The organism is Roseibium sp. AWQ4_254, assembly GCF_056161025.1.
In genome coordinates this window covers 1-15,201 of sequence record NZ_JBSWYH010000001.1, presented here as the reverse complement: position 1 = coordinate 15,201, position 15,201 = coordinate 1, and the positions used below count along the sequence as shown (strand labels likewise).

At 58.5% G+C, this 15,201-nt stretch carries 16 protein-coding genes; all 16 read right to left on the bottom strand.

All coding sequences use genetic code 11. From position 1 onward, the window contains the following. Positions 1 to 584: 584 nt before the first annotated feature. Positions 585 to 1,064: a hypothetical protein gene (locus ACXAIC_RS00080; RefSeq protein ID WP_475172272.1), complete on the bottom strand. Its 480-nt coding sequence runs from the start codon at positions 1,062 to 1,064 to the stop codon at positions 585 to 587. 12 nt (positions 1,065 to 1,076) lie between these two features. Further along, complete coding sequence (locus ACXAIC_RS00075) at positions 1,077 to 1,382, bottom strand: hypothetical protein (protein WP_475172270.1); 306 nt, start codon at positions 1,380 to 1,382, stop codon at positions 1,077 to 1,079. A gap of 70 nt (positions 1,383 to 1,452) precedes the next feature. Then, complete coding sequence (locus ACXAIC_RS00070; protein WP_475172268.1) at positions 1,453 to 1,701, bottom strand: hypothetical protein; 249 nt, start codon at positions 1,699 to 1,701, stop codon at positions 1,453 to 1,455. Beyond that, positions 1,698 to 2,084, bottom strand: coding sequence for a hypothetical protein (locus tag ACXAIC_RS00065; protein ID WP_475172266.1), 387 nt, complete (start codon positions 2,082 to 2,084; stop codon positions 1,698 to 1,700). The genes ACXAIC_RS00070 and ACXAIC_RS00065 overlap by 4 nt, the downstream gene beginning before the upstream one ends. Beyond that, entirely contained in the window at positions 2,084 to 2,986 is a 903-nt protein-coding gene (locus ACXAIC_RS00060) for a glycoside hydrolase family protein (RefSeq protein WP_475172264.1), read from the bottom strand. Before ACXAIC_RS00060 ends, ACXAIC_RS00065 begins: the two co-directional genes overlap by 1 nt. A gap of 68 nt (positions 2,987 to 3,054) precedes the next feature. Then, complete coding sequence (locus ACXAIC_RS00055; protein ID WP_475172261.1) at positions 3,055 to 3,471, bottom strand: hypothetical protein; 417 nt, start codon at positions 3,469 to 3,471, stop codon at positions 3,055 to 3,057. After that, positions 3,471 to 5,207: a phage tail protein gene (locus ACXAIC_RS00050; RefSeq protein ID WP_475172260.1), complete on the bottom strand. Its 1,737-nt coding sequence runs from the start codon at positions 5,205 to 5,207 to the stop codon at positions 3,471 to 3,473. The genes ACXAIC_RS00055 and ACXAIC_RS00050 overlap by 1 nt, the downstream gene beginning before the upstream one ends. 106 nt (positions 5,208 to 5,313) lie before the next feature. Beyond that, positions 5,314 to 6,966 carry a hypothetical protein gene (locus ACXAIC_RS00045; RefSeq protein WP_475172257.1) on the bottom strand — a complete coding sequence of 551 codons (1,653 nt, stop codon included), beginning with the start codon at positions 6,964 to 6,966 and terminating at the stop codon, positions 5,314 to 5,316. A 69-nt stretch (positions 6,967 to 7,035) separates the two neighbouring features. Further along, on the bottom strand, positions 7,036 to 7,539 hold the full coding sequence (locus ACXAIC_RS00040) for a virion core protein, T7 gp14 family (protein WP_475172254.1): 504 nt from the start codon (positions 7,537 to 7,539) through the stop codon (positions 7,036 to 7,038). Positions 7,540 to 7,541: 2 nt separating this feature from the next. Next, the gene (locus ACXAIC_RS00035; RefSeq protein ID WP_475172251.1) at positions 7,542 to 9,974 is read right to left on the bottom strand and encodes a phage tail protein; all 2,433 of its coding nucleotides are present in this window, start codon (positions 9,972 to 9,974) and stop codon (positions 7,542 to 7,544) included. Continuing rightward, positions 9,971 to 10,558: a phage connector family protein gene (locus ACXAIC_RS00030; RefSeq protein WP_475172248.1), complete on the bottom strand. Its 588-nt coding sequence runs from the start codon at positions 10,556 to 10,558 to the stop codon at positions 9,971 to 9,973. The genes ACXAIC_RS00035 and ACXAIC_RS00030 overlap by 4 nt, the downstream gene beginning before the upstream one ends. A gap of 21 nt (positions 10,559 to 10,579) precedes the next feature. Beyond that, a complete protein-coding gene (locus ACXAIC_RS00025) occupies positions 10,580 to 10,939 on the bottom strand; it encodes a hypothetical protein (protein WP_475172245.1) in 360 nt (119 codons plus the stop codon). 183 nt (positions 10,940 to 11,122) lie between these two features. After that, complete coding sequence (locus ACXAIC_RS00020) at positions 11,123 to 12,655, bottom strand: hypothetical protein (RefSeq protein ID WP_475172243.1); 1,533 nt, start codon at positions 12,653 to 12,655, stop codon at positions 11,123 to 11,125. Between the two features lie 779 nt (positions 12,656 to 13,434). After that, positions 13,435 to 13,791: a hypothetical protein gene (locus tag ACXAIC_RS00015; protein ID WP_475172242.1), complete on the bottom strand. Its 357-nt coding sequence runs from the start codon at positions 13,789 to 13,791 to the stop codon at positions 13,435 to 13,437. Positions 13,792 to 14,114: 323 nt separating this feature from the next. After that, positions 14,115 to 14,588 carry a hypothetical protein gene (locus tag ACXAIC_RS00010; RefSeq protein WP_475172239.1) on the bottom strand — a complete coding sequence of 158 codons (474 nt, stop codon included), beginning with the start codon at positions 14,586 to 14,588 and terminating at the stop codon, positions 14,115 to 14,117. 323 nt (positions 14,589 to 14,911) lie between these two features. Next, positions 14,912 to 15,201: hypothetical protein (locus ACXAIC_RS00005; protein ID WP_475172238.1), on the bottom strand; the 290-nt coding region annotated here is incomplete at its 5' end.

Sequence of the window (15,201 nt, the reverse complement as noted above, 5' to 3'; positions counted from 1 at the left end):
AGTATCTGCGTCAAATTGGGGCCTGAACCGGCCCTGCATTGCGGCAAAAAGCTCCAGAAACCTTACCGTTTTGGCACAGACACGCCTTCCGGATCCAACAAGCGCCAAAAGACCAGGATTGAAAAGAAGATTTGTTTCTTTGTGCCTTGCACCGAATTTTTGGCACTCCTCGGCAGCTGTTCCGTTTCTGAACCGCAGGACATACATAAACCGGACTATGTGGGCTCGCGTATCTACAGCGGGTGTCACCCGGATCAAGCTATGGCCTGGCAACGATCACATCATTCCCAAGCATGTAACGAGTAATGTGTTAACTTAAAAACGCGGAACTTTCAGGGGAGCACGCAAACGATCTAGGTAAACTTGAATTAAGAGCGATTCCAGCTGGGGAAGACGTGATGCTTGTTGCACGGGTCACTCAAGAACAGTTTGATACGCTCTGCGCCCAAGGTGTCGCGTTCGAAGATTGGGAAGATGACGGCAACACAGAAGCTATCATGACAACGTACGGCTGGGTGAGCTAAGCTCTCTTAGGTCGCGGCTGGCTGGCGGGAAAGGTCGGCTATTTTTGCAGTCAGGCGCCGTTAACTGGAGACGATCACCTCAATCGCGTCCAGCGAGAACGTATCCCCTGGATCCCCGCCGCGTGCCCGAGGCCGAACCAGCATCTCAGTGACGTCAGCCGGAATTTCGAAAGAGCCAGTCATGGTTCCAGATGCACCCACACGGCTGGAGGTGCTAAAGATATCCGCAGCTGTGTCAACAGATGTTCCGCAGGTAAATTCCATCTGAACCCCCGTATCATTGTTGCTGGCCGTGACCGACACCGTCACGGTCGAGGACGGCCTCACTGAAAACAGGGCGGTTGCCACGCCGTCATACTCATCGGCAAACACATAGTCCAACTGTGTGTTGACGGTGTCATATGTCAGAGTACCGCCCTTGGTTCCGGTGTAGTTGGCTGACGTGTCCGCCGTGAAAAAGTCCGAGAATATAACGTTCGAGGGCGCTGAGGGTCCTCCGGGCTCGCGGTTTGAAAACCCAAGTTGAATGCTACACCGCATAGATTTGACCCTTTATTTCGAGATAAACGCGACCTTGTCGCCTTCGCGCAAACCAACATCGAGTGCTTGCCCCTGCGCCAGGAACCAGCGCGGCGCCTGGGAGGGGGTTGGAGAAGCGCCAAACGCCACATAAAGATCCGCGTCCCCTGAATTTACGACCCGCGCAAAATCCATAATTCCCGCCGAAATGGTGCTGGCGGTGCTGGCTGTGTCGAGCGTTTCGGATGCAGATGCGGCGCCATCGGGCGCGGGCATCTCTGAGCCGAACGCGGCTCGGCCGCCGACCGGCGCGAAAGTCACTTCAAGCTGTGCTGCCATTTTATTGTCCCTTCGGTAGCTGACATAAAAATAGCCGCCCAAATGAGCGGCCAAGTGAATGGAGGCATTGTTACTGCCCTTTCAGAAATTCCTTGAACCCGACCCATACGGCCAGGAGAGCGGCGGGGATCGCTACCGCGAAGACCGCGCCAAAAAGACGGCCCTTCATGGCGGAGGTTCCCTTGCGCCAGTCCCGCAAGAAAATCATGTCTTCCTGCGTTTCTCGCGGGTTATCGGGATCAAACCCGATCATTTTCAGGACCTCTTTAGCCCCTTCCCGCCCCGCCTCACGGGCGGCCATTGCTTCATCTTCCGTCACCGCCGCCCCCGGATCGCGCTCGAAAGTGCCTGCGCTGTTGCCACCAGCCCACCGGACCCGAAGATCGAGGCAACAATCGTGTCCACATAAGATTTGACCGATGGCGGGTAATCGGCCACCGACCACGAGAAACTGAAAACCGTGTCCAGCGTGATCGCCAGGAACCAGAAACCGACCGAGCCGGCAAACAGACACCAGATGAACCAAAAGGCCCGATAGCGCCGGGCGTCGGCCCTTTCTTCCGCTGCTGCTTCCGCATAGCGGTTGACCGCGTTCGCCCTGATTTCCTGCCGTTTACTCTCATTGCTGACCGCATGGTCCACACTGTCAAAGATCCGGTTGAACGGACCCGACAGGAACAGGGCGGCAATCTTGCCAAACATCAGGCCACCTCCCGGCCGGTCAGCGCGTTCCAGCGGCGCTGGATGACATCCCGGTAGCGCCAGGCGAAGAAAGCCAGAGCCAGAACGGCCACGGACGCGGCAATGGCGCCCCAAGGAAGGCCGGAGACGGAGGCGATGACACCAGACACCGCAGAGAGCCCGCCGCCCTTCTGCAACGTGTCCTTGACGGCTTTACCATCGCGCCGAAGCTGCGCCAGGGTGGCGGGCCCGATAATCCCGTCATTGGTCAGATGCGGGTGCTGCTTCTGATAGGCCAGAACCGCCGCCTTGGTCTGCTTGCCCATCCAGCCGTCAATTTCGCCCGGATCAAAGCCGAACCGCTTCAAGGCTTCCTGCGCCTCTGTCACGACCGGGTCCGGCCGGACGGGGGCCTTTGCCGCCTCATGGCGCTGCTTTCCCTCGCCCTCGCCCGTATAGACGCCGGTCAGGAAAAGATGCGCCTCTTCCTTCCGGCGCCGGACCAGGCCGGGCAACTTGCGGCCGCCCGCCGTGTTGTAGTGGGTCGCCCAATGCTCCGCCGCCTCCTGGCGCTTGCCAGCCCTCCAGAGCTTTGCCGCCTTCCAGCCCATGAAGCGCGCCCCGAGATTGAAGGTTGCCGAAACCGCTGCATCAAATTCGTGCTGCTTGGCGTCCTTCGGCATCCCGGCCCGCACTGGCGGTTCGTATTCCTCCTTCAAGGCCGCCTTCAAAATCTTCTTGTTCTGGGCCCGGGTGATCGTGTCCCCAGGCTTCAGCTTGCGCCCCCAAAAAGAGCGGAACACGCCGCTGCTGTTGGTGAAGCCGGTCCCGATGGTCAGCACCCCCACCGGGTCCAGATAGGCCCGCGATACAAAGCCCTCATGGGCTTCAACGAAGGCAACCCCGCCCTTGCTCGTTTCCATGTTTCATCCTTTCAGGCACAAAAAAACCGCCTCAAGGGCGGTACCGACAGTTCAAGTTTTCAGATTGGCTAGTATCCCAAGGCCGCAAGCCACATTGTGTCCACCTGCTCGTCTGTCAGACCGATGGCGCTGGCGATGGAAACGACCAGCGAGTTAAGGCGCTCAAATTGAGCGGCCGTTTCCCACTCAATTTCGGCCTCTTGTCGTTCAAGATCATCGGTGATGGCTGCGATCTGAGCCGCTACCGTGGCGAGGGAGATGCTATTCCGAACCAGCCCGAGCTTGAATTGCCGGGCGGTCAAAGGGAGCATCTCCGCTCGTTTTTCCTCGTCTGTCAGTTCCGGCACAACTGGCCGTGAAAACGTACCGTCTCCGTTATCCGTGTCTCCTGGGAACACATCGTCAGAAACAACAGGCCACCCCGTATCCGCCTCAAAGCTGATTGTGGTCACGACACCAGCTTGGATCAAAGCATATTTCGTCATCAAATCGCCCTCAGAGTTACGCGGCCATAGACTTCAGTCCCTTGTGAGGCTGCGGCCCCGAGACCAAGGTTAGTGTAGGCAGATTCAACGTAATATTCGGCCCGGTAAGTTTTCCCTGTCGTCAACAACGTGCGGATGGTCGCCCATTCCGAGTTTCCTTCTGCCGCCCGGTTGTAGCCGGACATACCCGCAGCATGAACAGTCCCGTCAGTCACGTTGTAAATACGAACAGCCCAAGCAGCGGTTCTATGAATGCCGATTTCTGCGAAGCAGTCACAGGCGACTGAAGGGGTAAATTCGTCTGAGGCTAAAGCGACAATACCCTGCGGATCGGCTACCTCTGTGTTGAGTGGGTATGTTGTCCAAGCCGCCGCCGTGGGGGTGCCGCCATTTGTTCCGCTTGGCTGCTGATACTCAAGAATAGCCAACGAACCGGCAAGAATACGCAGGTCTGCAACATCAGTCGTGTTTCTCGAAATGTCGTTCAGAACCTCAGCCGCCTGCAACTGCGCCGCATCAATCACTTGATGATAGGCGACAATGACCGGCAGGAAAGCAACGTTCTTGGGGCGGGTTTCGTCAGCCGTTCGAGGCGTTCCGTTCACACCATCGCTGATGGCGTCCTGTACCTTCGTAGTGAATTGGTAGTCGTGTGGAAGAGTGTCGTTTGCATTCTCACACGGAGTAGTAGATCCGGACTGCGAAGAGTAATTTGCCTCGTACCGGTGCCAGTGGCCCTGAAAAGCGTCATCCTGATAAGAACCCACATCACGTCCAGATCCGAAGGACCGAATGAACAGGTCCCGCAGGTCCGGCAGGGTGAACGTGGTTGATCCATCGCCCGGACCAAATTGTCCAACCCCTTTAGCCGCTTCAGTGGCAGCCAAATTCCCCGAGGCCTGAACCCATGCCCAAAGATCCGGATAAGCAGCGCGTGTGATGGCCTGACCGGTCAACGCAAGAGTACCTGCCGGGGCGGTTGTTCCTGCCACCCAGAGAACCGTTCCGATGGGCATACGGCCGAGCCCAAGCTCTTGCTGTGCGTCGTCTACGTATTGGACCGCTTCATCTCTTGCGTCTTCAGCCCCCTGCCGCGCCGTCTGCGCGTCCGTTCTGGCCGTCTGCGCCTGGTCGCGGGCTTGACCCGCAGAGACCGCCGCATCGGACGCAACTCCAGCGGCCGTTTGAGCAGCCTCCTGGGCCTGCCCGGAAGCCGTAACGGCCGAGGAGATGGCCGCGCTGTCGATCAGGGCAGGCACGAGGCCGTCGCCCTGCCGGATAAAGCCCTCGCCGTCCTTCAGGTCTGGGACCTCAAGATTTGGCAGCGCTCCGGCAAGGCTGGGAGAAACGGACAGGGACCGCTGAACCTCTCCGGCAATCGCCTGCACCTGCAAGGCCGTCCGGTCCATAGACCTTTGCAAAACATCGGGATCGATTTCCCCGCCTTCCAGCGTTTGAGGCTGATCATAGGCACTTACCAGAACAACAGTCAGGCGCTCGCCGCTGCCACAATCGGCTGCAGTGAAATGCAGAGTTCCCGTCCCATAGTCGCCGCCAGTAAACGACCAGCTTCCCGGCGATTGCTGATAGGTCCATTCAGTGTCGGCCCCGAGCGCATCCGTGTGGATCACCTTCAAGTCGTTCTGATCGATGAATTGAAACGGGATCGCGACCGTTTCCGTCACCCCGTCGCCGGAGATCTGGAAGCGGGTTTCCGTCAAGGCTGCGATTGTCATCGAGCCCTCCTGTGAAGTTGCAGCGCCAAGGCGCCTGTTTGAGGAAGATCTGCATCGCCCTCACCGCGCTGAGAACCGCATCTGCGGTCAGGCGGCGAGCCGGGCGTCACAGTTTAAAAGGCGCTTGAGAAGCCCCTGCGGCCGTTTTGCTCTTGCGGCCAGCAGGTTTCTCCTTTGAGGAATTGTCCAGGCTCGCGGACCTTGTTCCAAAACGCGCGATCACCCTGTGTTCTGCAGAGCGCCCGGACGTTCTTTGAGCATGAAAGTCGCGGAAAGCCACCTGCCGTTCCTTGCGCAGTTTCGGTTGATTGCCTTGCGCGAACCGCTTGGCAATCTCGTCCGGTGTCAAACCGAACCGGCGTTTCAAAACCTCCTGTTTGGTGTGAAACGACCGCAAAGGCTGCTCCTCTTCCAGACCAAGCATGGCACGCCCGCCAGACCGGGCCAGGGCGGAAACGGTGGTGAGCGCCTGCGCGATCTCCGCCTCCCTGGGGCTGGTCAGGGCCGTCGCAACCCGCCGGGCATAGGCGGCCGGCAGAACCCCTTTCTGCTGGACGATGCCGAGTGCCAAAGCGGCCGGATCCGAACCGGTTTTTTCCAGATAGGCAAAGGCAAGATCGGCCCGGTCCCGGTCCTCCTGCTTGAGCGGATCCGCCCGGCCGTTGGACGCAGCCCAACCGGCCGCCACAAGATTGTCCGCGTGGGTTCGCAAATCCCTGCGATAATGATCGTAAAGCTGAAGTTTTGCCTCTGGTCCAAGTTTCGGGTTTTCATCGATTTCGGCCGACCGGAACTGGCCATCGGCTGCATCGATCCGTGCAGCGATCCGCTCTGCCTCGGCGATGCTGTCTGCGGCCTTTTTCTGCAAGGCCTGCTCCAGAAGACGGTTCCGGCTTTCGGGCGGCAGCACACCGGCACGGGCCGCAAACTCACGGACCGAAAGCCCCCCATCCCCGGCAACAGCCTGCTTTGAGCCAGACGCTGCACTGTCCCCATGGGCAGATGCTGCGCCAGGCTCCGCAGAAAGACCCTCGATCTGGACCTCCAGCGGCTGACGCGCCACCCAGGTCTCCGTCAGGGCCTGGGCGGCTTCAAGCTCCACCTCATCACGCACCCGGCCTGGCAGAGGCACCTGGTCGACAAGATCCTTAAAATGCGCAAACGCCCGGTCAATCCGCTGCGGAATGGCCTCTACGTCCTCCACCGCCTGATCCCGGGAGGCGGCCAGCCCTTGCAGAAAATGGTCCCGGTCTGCAGCCTCCTCCACCGCCGCGACATCATAGAGCAGGTCATCTTGCCGCCGGTCCAGTTCCTTGTTGAACACCGCCTTTTGATCGTCCGGCATGCCGGCCGACATCTTGCGGCTGGTGTCCGCCATGAAGCGCAGCATCTCTTCGCTCAGACCGGAAGCAGGAACCCTCGACTGATTTTTTGCCGCCCTGGCCCTGGTGCGCACCCCTTGCACAACTTGCCCGGCCTTTTGGGCCGCATCGAATTTTATGCGTTTTTGGACACGATCCTCCGCCAAGGATGCCTGTTTATTGGCGTTCGCCGCTTTCTCTTCTTTGACCTTGGCTTGCCTGTTTTTCTTGAGAATTGCGGCGCCGGTTTCCACCAGTTTGGAGACGTCTTGCAAAGATGTCTCAACGGTATCGCCAAGGTCTTTGATTTGAGCACCCACAGCCGTATCTGCCACGACTTGCGGTGTTGCAACGCCGGGCAGCTGGGAGGTGCCAGTGAATTTCAGCAATCGCGTCATGTTCGATCCGTTTGAAAAATAGAAGAACTAGTTTGAAACCTGAAACGGTTTCATCTTGCCCGAACGGTGCTATCCCGCCATCTGGTAGGCCGTATTGCCCAGTGTAGTCAGAGAACTGGTTGCCCCGCCAAGAATGGCGCCAAAGGCGCCGATGCGCCCCGCCTTGCGTTGGGAAGCGGCCCGTTCCCGGGCCGTATTGGCCTCAAAGGTCAGATTGTCCCGCTGCCCCTCCACCCGGTATCGGATGGCCTCAATATTCTGGGCGGTTTCATAGGCATTGTCATCGGCGACATCGCTCAGCGACCCGGTTTCAGACAGACCGCGCTCAGCACCCGCAGCCCGGTTGAACCCCATGATCTTCTGATATTGTTCCAGCGTCCGTTTCCGCTCAAACGAGCCTTGGGTCTGGTTGACCGCCTTCTGTCTTTCCGCGAGCTCCGCCTTCCGCTCCTCTGCCTTCGCCTGGGCTTCCGCCTCCTGCTGAATACCTTGCGCCCGGACCAAGCCGCCAACCGTCGTGGAAGCCGCTGAAAGCCCGGTCGCAATGAGCGTGATAGTTGCTGGTTCACACATGTTTATGGCTCCACATCTCGTCCAAAATTAACCGACAGGATCGTGCAAGGCTTGCCGCCGGAGGCTTCCAGAACAAGCTGGCCGCCTTCCTCCCAGCGGGTTTCCACCGGCTGACCAAGCGCCCCACTATGCAGCGGGGCAGGCTCGCCGTAAGCGTCCCCGGCCTCGTAATAGATCAGCTCGTCCAGATAAGTTTCGTCTGACCCCACCCGCAAAGACCCGGTTTCAAAGACGGCCACCTTGCAATCGTCAATCCGCATTTTCCGGCCCATGGCGGACCCGTCCTGGGCATTGACCGGATAGGGCAAGGTCTTGGCCCGCGCCGCCGCATCCAGCCCGATCAGGATCCTGGCAGCCGTCCGGCCGCTCGGCAGGCTCACCGAGCCCCCGGACACCACGGCCGGATAGTCCGTGCCGTCGGCGTAAAGAACAACAGCCTCCCCTTCCAGATGGGCGAGACCGGACACGGTGTTGGCAGGCGGGCCGCTGTAAAGCGCCGCGCTGTCCAGATGCCAGGCCTCTTCGATCCGGCCGCTCAGAAACGGGCTCTGCATGACTTCGATATAGCGCCGGGTCTCGCCGTTGATGGTCCGCCGGACAATCATCCAGACCGTGTCTGACGAACCGCCGCTGAGATCCGCCATACATTCCACGGCCCCGCCCAGATCATGGCGGTGCATACCGTAGACCTGCTGCTGGCGCTCATAGGTAAACCCGATCACGGCCCCGGTCGTGTCCCAGGCCCAGATGATACTGTCCGGATATTGCTGATAGCAGGCGCCCGACATACCGTTGCGGAAAAGATGCGACTGCACTTCACTCACCGATTGGGAGATCCGGCCATCTGCACTCAGATCATAGGCCATTTCCCGCATGTCCGTGCCATAGGGACCGAAATAGAGCAGCACCGACCCCACCTTGATCGGCGGAATGCCATTTGCTCCGAAATTGGTTTCCGGGGTCTGGTTCACATTTTCCGGGCCATAGGGGTCCTGGGCCGTTGCCTTGCCGAGCGAGCGCACCGCGCGGGTTGTGCCAATGATCAGGTCATTGTCATCCACCAGCCACTGAATGCGGTTCACCTGGCCGGACAAGATGCCCGCTGTCACCGCGTCCGAGGCCTGCAGCACATGGGACACAGCAAAATTGTTGAAATCCTCTGTCTGGCTCTCCCAGACCTTTTGCGGCTCCGTATCGGTTCCGGCAAAGGCCAGCCGGTTTTTGTGCCAGCCAATGGTCTGCGGCCAGCCGGTTGTCTTGGACCAGGACCCCAAACGCCAGATCGTCGTGGCATCCGTGTTGGGCAGGGTCTGGCCATAGACCTGAACCTTGACCCCGGTGGCGGACACCACCTCGGTGATCTTCAGCCAGCGCCAGAACCCGTCGCCCCCCCGGAACCGGATCTGCCGCCCGGCATCAGAGGCAAGGAACCCGGTCCCGCCGTTAATCCCGTCCACCACAGAGGCAGTCAGGTCAAAAGGCGTCTGGCTGGCGCCGGACTGGTGAAAGACAAGCTGCCCGATTGCCGAACTGTCTCCCAGCTTACCGCCGCCTTGCGTAAACTTCAGCCGGTAGTAGACATAGGCCGTTTCGTTGAAAAACGCATATTCCCGCCACTCATTGGAGGCCCAGGTGTCCTGCCCGTCCTGACTGTCCAAAATGGTCCATGTGGTGCCGTCGTTGGACCCTTCAATGTTCCATTGCCAGGGCATGTCATCATTCTGGCTGTTGTCATTCGGCGCCTGCAGCATATAGGCGTCGATCACCACTGCGGCGGGGAACTGGTAGCGGACCCAGCCTTCGGACCCGCCCGACAGCACGACCCTGCCCGGCGCGCGGTTGAAGACTTGCCAGGCCGAGCCACTGCCATTTGACGCGCTGACTGTGCCGCTTGGCGCCGTGTTTGATGTCATGTCCGGCACCGGATTGCCGGTTTCCGAGGGCTTCAGGCTGGATGGGCTGATATTGACATCCAGAAACGGGCCGTCCTCAAAGGCCATGGGGGCAATTGACCAGCTTGTTTCCCCCGAGCGGGTCAACGCCTGCGGCGCAACTCCACCGCCTGCGATAAACAGGGTATCCGTTGACTGGACGAATTTCAGATCGGGCAGAACAGACCGGGCATAGGGTGTTGCCACCTCCACGGTGCCAACCCGCCCCGCGCTGGTGAAGACCCGGAAATAGAAGTCCCCGAATTCCAGCATGTAATTTTGGCCGTTGCCGAATTCGAACGGGATCAGCCACGCCCCGGCCGCACTGTCCTTGACCTCGGCCAGAAACCGTGTGCCCCCCCGGCGCCTGAGGCCGCCGCGTTTCAGGGTGATGAAGTTCCGGCACTCGGCAAGCGAAGAGCGGAAGAACTCGAGATCGGTGCGATAAATCAGTTCCGGGTCGAGTTCCCCCCGGCTGAAAGTCGCTTGCAGGTTATAGCTCATCTTTGGGTAATGATATCCAGGTCAATCATCGGCAGGGCCGTGCCCTGGGCAGCGTCATAGCCGCCCGCCTTCTCAAGCGCGTCCAGGGCCGCCTGGCGCAGAGCTTCGGCCCGGCTGTTCTTGCCGGTGATCACATGGGCGCAAGCGGCGGCCAGAAACAGCGCAAATCCGTGTACGAACAACGGCGGAAACTCGCTTTCCCGGGTCACCCGGCGGATATAGCGCAAGGGAAAGGGCGGGGTCTGGTCCGTCAGGATCTTCTGCCCCACCACTTCAAGCCGGATGAGCTGCCCATCCGGCTTGCCGTCCACGGTTTGCTGGGGAACCCGCAGACAGTCGCTCGGCTTGCGGTATTGGTAGGTCCAGCGGAAGGGCGGCTGCACGGTCTCTGCGGGCAGCTGCACAAGGCTGGTGGCGAAGTCCCAGTCCTGCTGGGCCAGATAGGCATCCCGGTGCGCCGCATAGTGGTTCTTGAACCAGCGTGAGGCCACCGAGGAATAGTCAAAGGTGCGGATCGGCGCTTCTTTCAGATGCGCCAGCGCAAGATTTGCCACCTCCACGGCGGCATGAACGGTTCCGGACATGAAACAGGCCTTTTCAAAACATCAAACAGGGCCGGTTTCGGCCGCGTCCCTGGCGGGTTCGGAGAGCCCGGCCTCATAGGCTTCCAGCGCCGTCACCGCTTCGCTCTTGTTGCGGGCCTCAACCCCGGCAAAGTCAGCCGCCATGGCCTGAAGGGTCTTCCAGTGCTCCTTGCGCCAGCCCTTGGGCAGCGGGCCGGGGTGGGCGGCCCGCGCCGTTGCCCGCCAGATGCGGTTCCAGCTGGCCGACACAGCGTTGGACACCGCCTCCCGCCGCTGTGCATCCCGGCTCTGTTCTGTGCCGAACCGCTCTTCAAAGTCTTTTTCATGGCTGTCTTCCAGCTGCTGGAGATGCCGGAGCCGGCGCATGATGATCTCATCCATGTGACATTCCTTCCTGTTCGAGACGAAAAAGGGCGGCACTCCGGAGCGAGGCCACCCTTTCAAACCGTTTTGTCTTTTGCGTTGAAAGCTCTGAGGTCCTGCCAACCGCACTTAACAGGACCCCATCTGAGGTGCGGTTGCTATCAGGCTGCGGCAGACAGATCCGTTGAAACGTGCTTGGTACTAGCCGCCGCTTGTCAGATCCGCCCCGCTCTCCGGTTCAGGCCGCCGGGGCGGCACAGGGGCGCCCTTGGCCTGCACCTGCCTGTCTGCCCCGGCCACGGGTTTGCGTCTGGGCAACGCTGCCCTCACCGGCTGTCTGGTCTTTTTTGCGTCATCAGCCGCCTGTTTTGCCCGCTCACGCAGCTCGGGCAATTCCGCTGCATGCTGCAGGCGGGCCCGGGCCGCCTCGAAAGGCGTCATGCCGCTGGTGTCCGGCCAGGCAATGCCGTAGGCTTTTGCCAGCTTGCGGTCCTCACGCTCTTGCGCCGTGTGCCGCCGCTGCCGCGCACTGCCCACATCCGCTTGAAACGCCTCTGTCAGCTTGTGGCGGCGGCCGGTCTCATCCTCATAGAGCAGCGTCATGCGCGGGCCGTAGCCCGTCTCGTCCATAACCCCCTGGGCCCGGTCGGCAGCGGTCTGACCATTGGGTTCCACAAACCACTTGCGCGCGCGGATGCCCTCGCCTTTCAGCAGCTCTTCCGCCGCCTTGCGCACATAGCCATGGCCGTCCTCTTCCGCGTCCGGATATGTGGTCTCCACCGGGCCTTTCATCACCGTGCCGTCGTCGGCCGCAAAGGCCGAGGGCTGCCAGCTTTGCTGCAGTTCCTCAAAGGCGATTTCCTCGGCCATGCGGATATCTTCGGTCAGAAGGTAATTTTCCTCCACAAGTGCCTCATATTCGTCCAGCGCCTCGGCCTTTTCCTCCGGTGTGCGCCCCAGTTTGCGGACCCGGTCATAGGAGGTCTGGCGGGCCAGCCGGTCCCCCTTTCCATCTGCCCACGTCTTTTGGCCAGGCTCTGAACCGGCCTCTGATGCGGCATCCGGCACCAGCCTCTCCCCCTGGCTCAGGCCCGGCGGCAAAATGGCCTGTGACCCAGCCATCACCTCTTTCTGAGACAGGGGCACATCCCCCGGCAGCGCCAGGGAGCCGTCCAGATCCGGCGCCGCGAAGCCCGGGGCAACCAGCGGTGCCGGCGCGCTGAGCTCGGCCCTTTGCCAAAGCAGTGCCTCAAGTTCAGCCTGCGAGGCGCCCCGGGCCAGGGCTGCCTCCATGTCGCCATCCGTCTCGTCAAGGGCGGTGCGCAACTGGCCAATCACCTGAGCGGCCTCTTCATCACTGCCGCTGTTGCCAAGCACCCATCTGATGGCATCGCTCACCGCGCCGGTCAGCGCGTCCCGGCCATCCACATAGGCTTTGAAAACGGCCGAATTGGACACCTCATCCGCCAGCGCCGCCATCTGCTGGATGACTTCAATATGTGGAAAGGCATCACCGTAAACTTTCGCCACAGTCACAAGGTCATCGAAATTGCCCAGAATTTCCCAGGCCCGTTTCAACACGCCAACCGGTGTGAAGGAAATGGCAAGGTCAACCCCGGCTGCGGCGGCAAGGGCAATCAACTGGTCCTCGCTGAACCCGGCCAGCCCCAACTCCTGGGCTGCCTCGTCAAAGGAAACACCTTTTTCAGCCGCCACTGCCTGTGTCGTACTCACGACAGGCACGGCCAACAACCCAAGCATCGTGGTCGACGTTCCACTCCGGAGGATCGCCCGCCAGTTGCGCCCAATTCGTGCACGTCGTTCCTGTTCCGAGAGAGGATTTTTGTTTTGGCCTATTTTTTTAAGGGCTTCCGTTTCCCTGCGAATTTTGTTCTGATGCTTCAATTCAAGCGCATGGTCGTAATCTCTTGGAAAACTCAAAGTTCCCTGTTTGAGACCCTTCACATCACCATATTTATCGCCGCGCCAATAATCAGCTATGTTCTCGAATTGTTCTTTCGACAAATTTAAATCGGGGTCAACCGCCAACTCCCCCATCAGCTTTTTCATCGAGGTAAACGTGAAAGGCGTGTCGACAATTTTTTTGCCGCTGCCGCGAATCCTGTTGTCGTAAATATCTTTATCGCTGGAGATCACCTCGAACTCATAGTCCGGATGTTCGGCCATGACTTTACGGGCGCTCATATCCCAAAGTTCGTCGCCCCCCTTTGTCGTCAACCGTTTGTTGTTTGGATCGTATCTTGCCTTTTCGTCTTTCGTCACAGGGTCGGGCTCAAGAAGACGCCCGGCACGACGCTGCTTGTCAAGCCAGCCATTAAAAAGAACCCTGTTCTGTTTCTTTTTAAACCAAGACCCTTTTTTCAGCTCTGCCATAGCGTCCGGGCCAAACATAACCAGGTCGCCGCGGCGAAGGACGGCGTCCAGACCGGCCGTCCCTGTCTGATTAACAAGGATATCAATCTTGGCCGCATCCAGAAGGATGACTTTCTTTGTCATGCGCCTTCCTCCCGGTAGATGAAAGACGTGCCATAGTGTTTTCGTGAAAAGGCACTCGCCTCTGCGTAATCGAGTGACGTTAACTCTCCAGCCAACAGATCTATTGCGAGTTGTATTCCATAGGCTAAAGCGCTGTAACTAGATGGCAGCCCCGCCTTTAACCCGTGCCATCTGATGAACGTCTTTCGCGTCTCCGCAGCATCCACCGGTTGCAGGTCCCAATATTCATCATCGTCGCAGCTCAAATCCGGACGCGTCTCCAGAAAAGCCTGAAAATAGGCGTCCCCTTCTTTGCTTTGCGCAAACGCTTCCAGCTCGTCCCGCCAGCCGGTGAGATCGTCAAAAACCGCCATCTCGTTTGTCCTGTTGTTTCTCTTAGCGCACGCCGCGTTTACTTAGATGCAGACTGTTTCAGATTTCGCGTTCGAGGCGCAGTCGAGAGACAGGGAAATCTGAAGCCGTTTAGGGCGTGTCGCGTTCAAATGGTTTCAACCCGTTTTGTCTTTTGCGTTGAAATCTCTGATTTCAGGCAGCGAAAGGCAAACCCGATTAATCGCGACACGCTATAAACGCGATTTGCCGCAAAAGAGGTTCATGAATTGTTCCGCGCCGCTAAAGCCGACGATTTAGATGACCAGGACATCCCCCCTGGAAACGTCCAGAAGAAAAATCTCCCTCATGCGCCGTCTTCACTATAAATAAAGGATATTCCAAAATTTTCTTTCGCATAATTTTTCGCTGCTTCATATTCCAGAGACTCCAATTCTCCAGATGTAAAAGCAAATGCTAAATCTTCAGCATAGTTCAACCTCAAATAGTCATATGTAATATTTGACTTAAACGCATACCATCTCCTAAATTTGTTCCGGGTCTCCGCAGCTTGCACCGGATTCAGGTCCCAATATTCATCATCTTCACTGCTCAAATCCGGACGCGTCTCCAGAAAAGCACGGAACTCCACTTCCTGCCTGACAGCCTCGCGCAGCTCGTCATGTTTCAGCAGAAGTCTTGCCAGATCCAGAACGGCATCGAAAGTAAGCTTTTTGGTCTTCCCCACCGTCTCACCCCGAAAATAGGCGCGCCCTTCTTTGCTTTGCGCAAACGCTTCCAGCTCGTCCCGCCAGCCTGTGATATTCTCAAAATCCGCCATGTCGTTTGTCCTGCTATTTCTCTTCGAGCGCGCCGCGTTTACTTGAAGTCAGAATGTTTCAGATTTCACGTTCGAGGCGCAGCCGAGAGACAGGGAAATCTGAAGCCGTTTAGGGCGTGTCGCGTTCAAATGGTTTCAACCCGTTTTGTCTTTTGCGTTGAAATCTCTGATTTCAGGCAGCGAAAGGCAAACCCGATTAATCGCGACACGCTATAAACGCGATTTGCTGCAAAGGGTGTTCATGAATTGTTCCAACCCGCTGACGCCGCCGATTTAAATGACCAGGACATCACTCTTGGAAACGTCCAGAAGAACAATCTTCGTCATGCGTCGTCTTCACTGTAAATAAAGGCTTTCCTAAAATTTTCTTTCGCATAATTTTTCGCTGCTTCATATTCCAGAGACTCCAATTCTCCGGACACAAAAGCAAACGCTAGGTCTTCAGCATAATACAACGCCATATAATCAAATGGAATATTTGACTTAAACGCATACCATCTCATAAATTTGCCCCGGGTCTCCACAGCATCCACCGGATTCAGGTCCCAATATTCATCATCATCGTCGCTCAAATCCGGACGCGTCTCCAGAAAAGCCCGGAACTCCACTTCCT

Excerpts from the sequence above, each read along its gene's own strand:
- ACXAIC_RS00065 (WP_475172266.1), bottom strand. The coding sequence starts at position 2,084 with ATGTTTGGCAAGATTGCCGCCCTGTTCCTGTCGGGTCCGTTCAACCGG.
- ACXAIC_RS00010 (WP_475172239.1), bottom strand. The coding sequence starts at position 14,588 with ATGGCGGATTTTGAGAATATCACAGGCTGGCGGGACGAGCTGGAAGCG.
- ACXAIC_RS00035 (WP_475172251.1), bottom strand. The coding sequence starts at position 9,974 with ATGAGCTATAACCTGCAAGCGACTTTCAGCCGGGGGGAACTCGACCCG.
- ACXAIC_RS00030 (WP_475172248.1), bottom strand. The coding sequence starts at position 10,558 with ATGTCCGGAACCGTTCATGCCGCCGTGGAGGTGGCAAATCTTGCGCTG.
- ACXAIC_RS00045 (WP_475172257.1), bottom strand. The coding sequence starts at position 6,966 with ATGACGCGATTGCTGAAATTCACTGGCACCTCCCAGCTGCCCGGCGTT.
- ACXAIC_RS00050 (WP_475172260.1), bottom strand. The coding sequence starts at position 5,207 with ATGACAATCGCAGCCTTGACGGAAACCCGCTTCCAGATCTCCGGCGAC.
- ACXAIC_RS00060 (WP_475172264.1), bottom strand. The coding sequence starts at position 2,986 with ATGGAAACGAGCAAGGGCGGGGTTGCCTTCGTTGAAGCCCATGAGGGC.
- ACXAIC_RS00025 (WP_475172245.1), bottom strand. The coding sequence starts at position 10,939 with ATGGATGAGATCATCATGCGCCGGCTCCGGCATCTCCAGCAGCTGGAA.
- ACXAIC_RS00080 (WP_475172272.1), bottom strand. The coding sequence starts at position 1,064 with ATGCGGTGTAGCATTCAACTTGGGTTTTCAAACCGCGAGCCCGGAGGA.
- ACXAIC_RS00075 (WP_475172270.1), bottom strand. The coding sequence starts at position 1,382 with ATGGCAGCACAGCTTGAAGTGACTTTCGCGCCGGTCGGCGGCCGAGCC.
- ACXAIC_RS00015 (WP_475172242.1), bottom strand. The coding sequence starts at position 13,791 with ATGGCGGTTTTTGACGATCTCACCGGCTGGCGGGACGAGCTGGAAGCG.
- ACXAIC_RS00055 (WP_475172261.1), bottom strand. The coding sequence starts at position 3,471 with ATGACGAAATATGCTTTGATCCAAGCTGGTGTCGTGACCACAATCAGC.
- ACXAIC_RS00040 (WP_475172254.1), bottom strand. The coding sequence starts at position 7,539 with ATGTGTGAACCAGCAACTATCACGCTCATTGCGACCGGGCTTTCAGCG.